8 protein-coding genes are annotated in these 11,986 nt (G+C 32.1%); 6 read left to right on the forward strand and 2 right to left on the reverse strand.

Annotation, left to right across the window (positions count from 1 at the left end; all coding sequences use genetic code 11):
* Positions 1–383 precede the first annotated feature (383 nt).
* Positions 384–2,834 carry an alpha-ketoacid dehydrogenase subunit alpha/beta gene (locus AC2TDS_RS08245; RefSeq protein ID WP_484738618.1) on the forward strand — a complete coding sequence of 817 codons (2,451 nt, stop codon included), beginning with the start codon at positions 384–386 and terminating at the stop codon, positions 2,832–2,834.
* A 70-nt stretch (positions 2,835–2,904) separates the two neighbouring features.
* Here AC2TDS_RS08245 and AC2TDS_RS08250 read toward each other — a convergent pair whose 3' ends face one another.
* Together AC2TDS_RS08250 and AC2TDS_RS08255 are read right to left on the reverse strand one after the other, a co-directional pair.
* A complete protein-coding gene (locus AC2TDS_RS08250; protein WP_484738619.1) occupies positions 2,905–3,666 on the reverse strand; it encodes an SH3 domain-containing protein in 762 nt (253 codons plus the stop codon).
* 81 nt (positions 3,667–3,747) lie between these two features.
* A complete protein-coding gene (locus AC2TDS_RS08255) occupies positions 3,748–5,022 on the reverse strand; it encodes a DUF2851 family protein (protein ID WP_484738620.1) in 1,275 nt (424 codons plus the stop codon).
* Positions 5,023–5,221: 199 nt separating this feature from the next.
* Here AC2TDS_RS08255 and AC2TDS_RS08260 point away from each other — a divergent pair, with 199 nt between their 5' ends.
* The 5 genes from AC2TDS_RS08260 to AC2TDS_RS08280 all read left to right on the forward strand — a co-directional run bounded on the left by AC2TDS_RS08260 (position 5,222) and on the right by AC2TDS_RS08280 (position 11,978).
* Positions 5,222–5,854, forward strand: a complete 633-nt coding sequence (locus tag AC2TDS_RS08260; protein WP_484738621.1) for an NAD(P)H-dependent oxidoreductase — start codon at positions 5,222–5,224, stop codon at positions 5,852–5,854.
* A gap of 87 nt (positions 5,855–5,941) precedes the next feature.
* Positions 5,942–7,384: a sodium:solute symporter gene (locus AC2TDS_RS08265; protein ID WP_484738622.1), complete on the forward strand. Its 1,443-nt coding sequence runs from the start codon at positions 5,942–5,944 to the stop codon at positions 7,382–7,384.
* Positions 7,377–7,538, forward strand: a complete 162-nt coding sequence (locus AC2TDS_RS08270; RefSeq protein WP_484738623.1) for a hypothetical protein — start codon at positions 7,377–7,379, stop codon at positions 7,536–7,538. The genes AC2TDS_RS08265 and AC2TDS_RS08270 overlap by 8 nt, the downstream gene beginning before the upstream one ends.
* Entirely contained in the window at positions 7,535–8,035 is a 501-nt protein-coding gene (locus AC2TDS_RS08275; RefSeq protein WP_484738624.1) for a cupin domain-containing protein, read from the forward strand. The genes AC2TDS_RS08270 and AC2TDS_RS08275 overlap by 4 nt, the downstream gene beginning before the upstream one ends.
* Before the next feature lie 709 nt (positions 8,036–8,744).
* Positions 8,745–11,978: a VCBS repeat-containing protein gene (locus AC2TDS_RS08280; RefSeq protein WP_484738625.1), complete on the forward strand. Its 3,234-nt coding sequence runs from the start codon at positions 8,745–8,747 to the stop codon at positions 11,976–11,978.
* Positions 11,979–11,986: the final 8 nt, after the last annotated feature.

Consider the following 11,986-nt stretch of genomic DNA (forward strand, 5'->3'; position numbering starts at 1 on the left):
CTATAAATAATTACAATCTGTGAATTAACATCCTGAAGAGTACTATATCAAACATATTCTAGTGATCTAATAGAACTATGTTTAATTACCGTATCTTTTGTTACCATGTTTAAACCAATGAAACTCATCGGTACTTTTGAGAATATTTTCCTCCTTATGTTTAGTTCCTGATCTCTAGCAACTCAAGGTCCTAAAATGAATCTTTTCACTCAGAAAGGAAAAAAGGATTTTTAGCTAAACTTTTATCAAAAACCTAAACTTTGCGAAATATTCAATAAAAACCCAAAATTCAACTTCATATTGAGAATTCTTCAACAAAAAGATTGATTTTTAAAATTGAATTAAAAAAACTATCTTTGTAACCGTACCAAAATTTGATGATTATGACGCAAAATACGGAAGTAGTTAACACTCAAAAACTTTCTTTTAACGATTTTAAGAACGAAGTATTAAATGATTACAAAATTGCACGTATGAGTAGAGAGTGTAGTTTGTTAGGTCGGAGAGAAGTTTTAACGGGAAAAGCTAAATTCGGAATTTTTGGTGATGGTAAAGAAGTACCACAATTAGCAATGGCAAAGGCCTTTAAAAATGGAGATTTCCGTTCAGGATATTATCGTGATCAAACCTTCATGATGGCTATTGGAAAGTTAAGTGCCCAACAGTTTTTTGCAGGGTTATATGCCCATGCAGATATTACAGTTGACCCGATGTCGGCTGGTCGTCAAATGGGAGGACATTTTGCTACCCATTCGTTAGAGGAAAATGGAACTTGGAAAAATTTAACTGCTCAAAAAAACTCCTCTTCCGATATTTCTCCTACTGCTGGTCAAATGCCACGTTTATTAGGTTTAGCTCAAGCTTCTAAAATTTACAGAAATGTTGCCGAGTTAAATAACCATTCTAACTTCTCTATCAAAGGAAATGAAGTAGCTTGGGGTACTATTGGTAATGCAAGTACAAGTGAAGGTTTGTTTTTTGAAACTATAAATGCTGCTGGTGTTCTTCAAGTACCTATGGTTATGAGTGTTTGGGACGATGAATACGGTATTTCTGTTCACGCAAAACACCAAACTACTAAAGAGAGTATTTCAGAAATATTAAAAGGGTTTCAGCGTGATGCTGAAAATAAAGGCTATGAAATATTTGTAGTGAACGGTTGGGATTATGTACAACTCATAGATATTTATAATAAAGCCTCTAAAATTGCCAGAGAAGAACATGTACCTGTACTCATTCATGTGAAAGAATTAACACAACCTCAAGGTCATTCTACTTCTGGTTCACATGAAAGATATAAAACGAAAGAACGTTTACAATGGGAGCAAGAGTTTGACTGTGTTGCTCAAATGCGTAAATGGATTTTAGAATTTGAGTTATTGGATAAAAGTGGTGAGCCATTAAAATTTGTTGATTCTGAAGAAGAATTAATTAATTTAGAAAAATCAATCAGAAAAGAAGTAAGCAAAGCCAAAAGAGATGCTTGGACTGCTTTTACTGGTGAAGTAAAAAACGAAGCGCAAACTGCTATAAACTTACTTGCCAAAATTGCTCAAAAAAGTGATAACCGTACGTTTATCGATAAGTTAGTAAATGATTTAAAAGCTATTGGTGAACCTATCCGTAAAGATATTCTAATTGCTACTCGCAAAACTTTGCGATATTTAAAAGATGAAAATTTCACAGAAAAAACAGAGCTTCAAGCTTTTATTAAAACTTATGTAGAAAACGCATACTCAAAATACTCTTCTCACTTGATGAGTGAAACCGAACTGGCTGCAACTAATATTTCAGAATTAACTCCTACGTACGAAGGAGAAGCCTTAGTTGATGCTAGAGTTATTATGCGTGATAATTTTGAAGCTATCTTAAAAAAGCACCCTGAAGTATTAATTTTTGGTGAAGATGCTGGCTATATAGGTGATGTTAACCAAGGACTAGAAGGCCTACAAGAAAAATTTGGTGAGTTACGTGTTTCAGATACAGGAATTAGAGAAGCCACCATTCTAGGGCAAGGTATTGGTATGGCTATGCGTGGATTACGACCGATTGCTGAAATTCAATATTTAGATTACTTATTATATGCCTTACAAATAATAAGTGATGATTTAGCCACATTGCGTTATCGTACTTTCGGCAAGCAAAAAGCGCCATTAATTATTCGAACAAGAGGACATCGTTTAGAAGGAATTTGGCATGCGGGTTCACCAATGGGTGGTATCATAAACAATGTAAGGGGAATACACGTCTTAGTTCCAAGAAACATGACAAAAGCCGCTGGTTTTTATAACACTTTGTTAGAAGGTGATGATCCAGCGTTAGTAATAGAATGCTTAAATGGTTATCGTTTAAAGGAAGCTCTACCTACTAATTTGGGAGAATTCAAAACACCAATCGGCGTAGTTGAAACCGTTAAAGAAGGTACAGACATCACAATCGTTTCGTATGGCTCAACCTTACGAATTGTAGATGAGGCTGCAAAAGATTTAGCCCAAGTTGGTATACACGCTGAAATTATTGATGCTCAAAGTTTATTGCCTTTTGATCTAAACCACGATACAGTTAAGTCTGTTGCAAAAACAAATAGATTATTAGTAGTAGATGAAGACGTGCCTGGAGGTGCTTCTGCCTATTTATTACAAGAAATTATAGAAAAACAAAACGGATACAAACACTTAGATAGTAAACCAGCTACCTTAACCTCTAAAGCACATAGACCTGCTTACGGTACAGATGGCGATTATTTTTCTAAACCTTCTGCGGAGGACGTATTTGAAAAAGTCTATGAGATTATGCATGAGACCAATCCTCAAAAATTTAAGAGTTTATACTAAACTCTTGTAATAAAAAAAATAGGCTTTTGAAAATTCAAAAGCCTATTTTTTTTATTATTAAATGGTACATCTATTTTTCCAAATCTTCATCAACCTTTACATCTTCAACATCTATAGGCTTATTTCTTCCTTCGTACTCTACTACTTTTTCTTTTAACCCGTTCATAAACGTAGAAGAAGACAAATCTTGATTTTCTATAACTTGTTGCAGAGCTTTAATTCTTTCAGTCATGGTTGACTTCTCCAAAGCTAAACCAGCAAACTTTGCAGTTGCTATATCCACAGAATTTTCAGAAAGATTAGATGATTTTATCCATCCCTCTTCTATATACTCTCCTTCTGTTCTCTTTCCTTTAACCTGAATCCAATCTCCTTGAGTAGCGGTAACAGCTATTATATCCATTACACTATATTTTTTTTCTGTTTTAGTAAGTAAATCGGGCCTTTTATACACACTTGTATCTTCAAGCATTACCGCAACTTTGCCATTAACAGCCAAAAAAGATCCTCTAGTCCACCCTTCTTTTCCATCAACTAATCTAACTTTATAGTATAACTTCTTAGAAACAGAGTCTGTTATTTCCTCTCCTGTTAAAGTAACTTTCTCCCCTAAGCTCATCGAAGTGATCCATTTTCCTTTTGCTTTAGGTGTTTTTCGAACAGATAACTTTTCTAATAAACAAATGGCCGTTTCAACCTTTTTTGTTTCTTTTTCTTTAGCATTGTAATTTTCTTCTTTAGTATTTTGGCTTGTTTTGTTAGCTTTTTCATTCCCTTTGCAACTGGTAAACAAAATAGATACTGAAATAATAGCAATAAATATATTTTTCATTTTTATTTGATTTTGAGACAAATATAGTTTTATTAATCTATCATATAAAAAAATCAATCATAACTTTATTATAGCTCATTGTTAATTCCCTCTCAGTAAACTACTGCCAATAACACACTCTAAACAACGTTTTTTAACACAATAATTATTTTTAAGCTCTAGTAATGCTTGGGTTTCAAAAGCACTTTTAGCGTTAATATTTAATTCTAAAAACTTAGAAACAATAGTATTCTTCTCGGGTTTCATTTCTTGCAATAGGTCTAGTAGTTTATTTATTTCTCCCCCCCCTCTTTTTTGTATGTAAACAAACTTCATCGGAATAATGGTATTGATCAATAATAAATCTATAAATGATCGTGTTAACTTCTTAGAAGATTTTTTACTTTCGGTTTCAAACGTATAATGAGTTTTCCAAAACTCATCTACCTCAACCATAAACAACTCATAAAATTTTTCCAGTCTCGAAAGCTCTTCTATTTTAGAAAACAATTGATGATGTTTACTAACTAATGCTACTAATTGTGCTATTCGAACTGTAGGAAAATTTGCCGGTCGCATCCTAAAAAACTGTAAATTATTTTTATTCAGTTGTTTCAATCTAAACTTATGCTTAAGAAACTGATATTCTTCTTTTAGCTCCAAGAAATAAGGGTGTTGAAAGTCTTCATCTAAAAAACCAGCCTGTCCAAACAGCAGCGCAGACAATCCGGAGGAGCTAAAGTGTAATTTTCGCAATACAGAATAATCAAATGATTTTGCCAATGTTAAAAAAGCATCACCATTTACTTTTAATCCGAAATTTTTAGCCAACAACCAGAAAAGTACTGCTTCGTAATTATTTCTAGATTTCCGCAGTAATTCGTTAATTAAATTTGATTTATGTTCTAACCGTTCTATATACAATCTATCTAACCAATTCGCAAACAAAAAGGGAGGCACATTCTCAATTTGTGATTCACAAAAAATCCATTTCTTTTCTTTTAACTGTAGTTTCTCATACCTATTAAGTACGTTTTTGTCTACAAATTCCTTTAATTCAAAAGTCGGTAATGATCGATTATTCTTCATAAACACCTCGGCATCATGCTCCCAAACTACATGTAAAATAACTGCATCGTAATTTTCATCTGCCTCGTGATTATGGGCATACCAATCTGATGATTTTACATGTATTTCTACATTACCTACCCAAGTTTGATGGTTTATTTTAAGTTGAGCGTTTAAAAAATCTGGCCCCGAATTCGTATTGTACAACCCTGACTTAACAACAATGAGCTCTTCTTTATCAACGGTGCTTGTTTCATGAATCCGAAAAAGTTTGTGGTTCCATAAAAAATGTAAGAACTTCTCTTTCATAAATTTTTAGTTTAGCATTTTTACAGTGTATTAAGTTAATAAAAAAAAACGAAAATCTTTGATTAACGCAACAAACCTCTTGCCCACTGACCGCCATATTCTAAATAATTATTTATAATAGTATCAAGATTTACAATAGTTTTTCTAGTCATCTTTTATTTTTCTACACTATTTTTGTGTCTTAAAATTCAAAAAGAGTATGAACAGTAATATTGAAAATTTAAAATGGCGCTATGCCGTTAAAAAATTTGACGAAAACAAGTACCTTACTGAAGACCAAATCAATATTTTAAAAGAAGCTTTTAACTTAACAGCTACTTCTTACGGTTTGCAACCAATAAAATTGATTATTCTTAAAAACAAAGAAATACAGCACCAATTAGTGGTTCATTCATGGAACCAACAGCAAGTAGCTCAAGCTTCACATGTTATGATTATAGCAATACCGAAAGAGTTTTCCGTTGAAGATGTAGATAACTATTTTAAATTAGTTAAAAAAATTAGAAATACACCTGATGCTATTTTAAACCCATTTAAGCAAATGCTTTCAAATGATATTTCTAATAAATCTCAAAATGAATTGCATCAATGGATGAAAAACCAAGCATACATTGCTTTAGGAAATTTAATGACGGTAGCTGCTAATGAAAAAATAGATACTTGTCCTATGGAAGGGTTTGTTCCTCAAAAATATGACGAAATCTTAGAACTCGACAAATACAATTTAACCTCTGTTCTTGTATTACCAATAGGTTTTAGAGCTGAAGATGATTTCATGAAAGACCTAGAAAAGGTACGGAGAAAAACAGAAGATATAGTCATTGAGTTGTAAACGCTTTTTGGAATTACGAATTATAGATTAGTACTACTGAAAACTAAATTTAGTACATTCGTGATTTATAATTCGTAATTCAATCCAATGCAACCACTATACATCATATTACTTATTTTAGGATACTTCAGTATCCTTATTTTGATCTCATACATTACAGGTAAATCTGCAAATAACGCAACCTTTTTTAAAGCTAATAATTCTTCTCCTTGGTATCTAGTTGCTTTTGGAATGATTGGGGCATCCCTTTCTGGTGTTACATTTATTTCTGTACCTGGTTGGGTAGAGGGGCAACAAATGAGCTATATGCAAATGGTATTAGGGTACGTAGTAGGCTATGCTGTTATTGGTTTGGTTTTACTTCCTTTGTACTACCGCTTAAACCTAACCTCTATATACACCTACCTAGAAGATCGCTTTGGATACTACTCTTACAAAACAGGCGCCTCTTTCTTTTTGCTTTCTAGAACTATTGGCGCTTCTTTTCGTCTATTTCTTGTTGCAAACGTATTGCAGCTAATTTTATTTGATGCCTACGGAATTCCATTTTGGGTAACAGTAACAATTACAATTTTACTGATTTGGTTGTACACTTTTAAAGGAGGCATAAAAACCATTGTTTGGACTGACACCTTACAAACACTATTTATGTTAATCGCTGTGGGAGTATGTATTGTAATGATCAAAGACTCTTTAGAAATTGAAAGCTTATTTTCTTACGTAACTGAAAATAAACTTTCTAAAATATTCTTTTTTGAAGATTTTAAAGCTGGAAATTATTTTTGGAATCGATTCTTATCTGGTGCTTTTATCGCCATTGTAATGACAGGGTTAGATCAGGATATGATGCAGAAAAATTTAACTTGCCGAAACTTAAAAGACGCACAAAAGAATATGTTTTGGTTTACCATTGTATTGGTTATTGTTAACTTTTTCTTTTTAGCCTTGGGTATTTTATTAACAGATTATGCTACGGTAAACGGAATTAATGCCCACAAAGATGAACTGTTCCCTATGATTGCCATGAATGGTAATTTAGGAATTGCAACCTCTCTATTCTTTTTATTAGGGTTAATTGCAGCAGCCTACTCTAGTGCCGACAGTGCGCTAACTTCGTTAACAACCTCTTTTAGTATTGATATTTTAGGTATTGACAAAAAAGACAATAAGCTAGAGCAAGAACAAATTCGTAAAAAAATACATGTTTTATTCTCCGTTGTTTTAATAGCAACAATTTTAATTTTTAAATACTTTATCAAAGACGCTAGTGTGATTGCTAAAATATTTCAATTTGCAGGATACACCTATGGCCCTTTACTTGGTTTATACGCTTTTGGTTTGTTTACCAATTTAAAAATTCAAGATAAATGGGTTCCTTTTATATGTATCTTATCTCCCTTTTTATCATTTGGTATCAATTTTATGACAAACGCACTATGGGGCTTTAATTTCGAGTTTTTCATCCTAGTTCTTAACGGATTAATTACCTTTTTAGGATTATTTATCATTAAAAAACGACAAAATGGCTAAAAAAGGAAAAGAGAAAAACACCGTAAATAAAGCCAAACACAGCCGCCTAATGAAACAAAAAACAAACAAAATTCGTTTGGAAAAGCAGCGCACTAAAGAGCGATTGAAGGCAATTATAAAAAAAATAAACGAACAGAAAGATTCTCAAGAATGACCGCACAAGAAATTATAACTAAATTTGAGTTAACAGAACATCCTGAAGGAGGGTACTACAAAGAAACCTATAGAAGTAGTGGCCTCATTAAAAACAAGAACCTGCCAGGTAATTTCATTGGTGATAGAAATTTTAGTACTTGTATCTATTTTTTATTAACCTCTGATAAATTTTCAGCTTTTCATAAAATAAACCAAGACGAAATTTGGCATTTCTACCTAGGAACTACCCTAAAACTTCATATGATTTCACCAGAAGGAGAATACACTTTCGTTATGATTGGAAACGATATAGAAAATGATGAAGTACCACAATTCGTAGTTCCAGCAGGTTATTGGTTTGCTGCACAAGTAATCACTAAAAATTCATTTGCTTTTACTGGTTGTACCGTTGCTCCTGGGTTTGACTTTAATGATTTCGTTTTACCAAAAAAGAAAGCATTGATTCAATTGTTTCCAGAACATACAGAAATCATTACGCAACTAACGCATCATTGATTTTTATTCAAAAAAAACAACATAACTTGACTATAGAAAGTTAACGACATAAGTCGGAATCTATCCATAAATTACATCATTTATAGTTCAAAATTACTGTATAACAAAATGATGCCTTTTTTAATAATCAAGTATAACCTTGACCTTATCCCTTTTCGAATAAAGTAATACCGTTTACCGTTTGAATTTACTGGTACAAAGACGAAAATAGGAGTTTTATGATGGTTATTTCAAGTGATCAACGGCATTAAACATTAGAACAACCTTACGAATCACTGAATACAAAAAACACGGTACTTACCTGATTGGTTCTACGCACTAGAAACTACAAGAATTCCATTTACGAATAGCGTGTTCAAGCATGCGTTTTAGGACGCAAAACTAACTTTAAATAATTCAATACCTATATACGAAATATGTATCTGTAAATCGTATAATAAGTATTGACAACACCTCTATATTATCAAATCAAATATAGTATTAACAACATCTCATTCCTTATCATCAATAAAAAACTTAAAATTCGTTAATTAAAAACATATCAATGTTAAATTATCATAAAAAATTACTACTTTTACAACCTTAAATTTACGAGTAACTAGTTTTTCTCCTGGTACTGGTACACTCGGAAAAAATCTATTTGATCAAACATCCTTATTGATTAGAATGTTCCTCAAACATGATAACTTTAATTCAAGAAACTCAAACAATGAGAAAAACCATCCTACTATTTGTTGCAATCATATTTTACAGCTGTAATCAAGATAAAAACAAAGACTACCTTCTTAATAAATTATCTCCTCAACAAACCGGTATCACTTTTAAAAATCAAATAAAAGATGAAATCAATCAAAACATTATAAATTATATATACTACTATAACGGTGGAGGGGTAGCTATAGGGGATATCAACAATGATAATTTAGAAGATATTTTTTTCGTTTCCAATAAAGGAGACAATAAATTATACCTAAACAAAGGAAATTTAGAGTTTGAAGATATTAGCGAATCAGCAAAAATTAAAGGAAACGCTGATTGGCAAACCGGAGTTACCATGGTCGATATAAATAACGATGGATATCTTGATATTTATATATGTGCTGTAAGCGAACTACTCGGGTTTAAAGGTCATAATGAACTATACATTAATAATCAAGACAACACTTTTACAGAAAAATCTAAAGAGTACAATTTAGATTATGTTGGCTATTCTACCCAATCTTACTTTTTTGATTACGATAAAGACAATGATCTTGACGTATATATCGTCAATCATGCTGTACACACAAAAACCTCTAACGGACCGGCATTATTAAGAAAAAAGCGCACCGCATTAACAGGTGACGTACTTTTGAAAAACGACCATAATAAATTCAACAACGTTAGCGAGGAAGCTAAAATATATGGAGGAGAGAATGGATATGGGCTCAGTGCTTCTATAGCTGATTTTAACAATGATGGCTGGGATGATATTTATGTTTGTAATGACTTTCATGAAGATGATTATTATTATCTAAACAATCATGATGGTACCTTTACTGAATCTTTAGCCAAATCATTTTCTATGATTAGCAGATTTTCTATGGGAAGTGATGCAGCTGATATAAACGGTGATGGACTGCAAGATATTATTACACTTGATATGCTTCCAAAAGATGAAAGAGTTTTAAAAGAATCAGAAGGTGATGATGCAATGCTTAACGTACAATACATCCTCAAAAAAATGGGCTATCAAGATCAATATGCCAGAAATATGCTTCAGATAAATAATAGCTCAAACTATTTTCATGAAGAAGCATTGTACAATGAAGTTTCTGATACCGATTGGAGTTGGGCGCCTTTATTCGCAGATTTTGATAACGATGGTCTTCAAGACTTATTTATTGCCAATGGAATTCTTAGACGACCAAATGACCTAGACTTTAGAATGTATATTTCAAGCAAATTTAAAGACAAAAGCACAAGCAAATCGAACAAATCATGGTTGCTAGAATCACTAGAAGAAATGCCAAATGGTAAATATCCAAATCAAATATTTAAAGGAGGAAATAGCGGGTTCAAAAACAAAAATGGAGAATGGATAGAAAATATTCCTTCTTTAGCCAATGGAGCTGCCTATGCTGATTTAGATAATGATGGTGACTTAGACATTGTAACAAACAATATTAATGAATTCGCTCAAATATATCAAAACACTACAAATTCGAAAAAAAACTACAGCAAAATTAGTTTTGATTATAAAGGCAGCAACAAAAAAGGAATTGGTACTAAAGTTGTTCTCTACAATAAGCAAGGCAAACAAACAAAACAGTTATTTAATTCAAGAGGATTTATTTCGTCGGTTAGCAATTCACTTCATTTTGGATTAGATACTATTTCCAAAATAGACTCAGTACAGGTAATTTGGCCTGACAATAAAATTCAAACTTTGCTCAACCCAAAATCTAATGAGAGTATTCAAGTTACTTATGCAAAAAGTAACCTTCAAAACTGGACACCTTCCAAAACACCATCGAAAAAAACTTTTACAAAGACAAGTCTAGTGGATTATGTTCATAAAGAAGATTTTTATAATGATTTTTATAATGAACGATTAATTCCATATAAAATTTCAACATCAGGCCCTGGTTTCGCTAAAGGAGATATTGATAATGATGGTTTTCAAGACTTTTTTATTGGAAATGCTTCAGGTAAAAAACCAAGTTTTTTCATAAACAATGGAAACAAAATCCAAGAAAAAAATTTTCATGCAATTTCAAAAGATTCACTATTCGAAGATACTTGTGCTAGTTTAGTTGATGTTGATGGAGACAATGATTTAGACCTTTATGTCGGGTCGGGTTTGCATTCGTTACGAATGTCCTCTTTTGAAATAGATAGGTTATACCTAAATGAAAACGGTCGTTTCAAAAAATCAGAAACATTGTTTAAGAATCGATATAATACCTCTTGTGTTAAACCCTATGATTATGATATGGATGGTGATATTGATTTATTTGTAGGGAATAGATCTAATCCAAATGATTTTGGTTTGAAAGTAAGCTCTTTCCTTCTTAAAAATGATGGTAAAGGAAATTTTGTTCCTGACGAAAATTTTGTACTTGAATCTAAAGTTACTGATGGTATTTGGGCAGACCTAAACAATGATGGTATAAAAGATCTTATCGTATCTACAGAATGGGATGCACCCAAAATTTTTATTAATAACAAAGGCAAACTAACACTTGTCAACGAAAAATCATCTCTAAAAGGACTTTGGCAAACTGTGAATACGTTTGACATAGATAATGACGGAGATCTCGATATTTTGCTAGGAAATTGGGGGCTAAACACTAAATTCAACGCATCAAACGAAGCACCACTCTTGATGTACCATTCTGATTTTGATAAAAACGGCAAAAATGAAACGGTCTTAGCATATCATGTGGATGGTAAGTATTACCCAATCCATTCTAAAGATGAATTAGCTTCTCAAATGAATATTATCAAAAAACGATTTATTAAGTACAGTGATTATGCCATGCAACCGATAGAGACAATATTAACGCCAGAAGCAGTAAAAAAAGCGACCAAATACACTATAAATCAACTTGCTTCTGGATATCTTAAAAACGATAATGGAAGTTTTAATGAATTTGTCAAATTCCCGAAAATGTTTCAATTAGCGCCTATAAATAACTTTCAAAAAGTAACCCTAAATCAAAGTCCTCACCTTCTAGTTTTTGGTAACCTGAAGTCAGTGAACACCTACCATGGCGGTTATGAAAGTAACAAAGGAATTTTAGTTAAAGATATTAATAATTACCAAAAATTATCAGATGTAGGAATTGACCCTGTGAATAGTCAAGTTAAATTATCAGAAGTAATTGCTCTTAAAAATCAAAAACTACTGTTAATAATTTCAAACAATGACTCTATTAAGGAATACACGATCAATAATTAACAAACGAA

It is taken from the genome of Tenacibaculum profundicola (assembly GCF_057220795.1).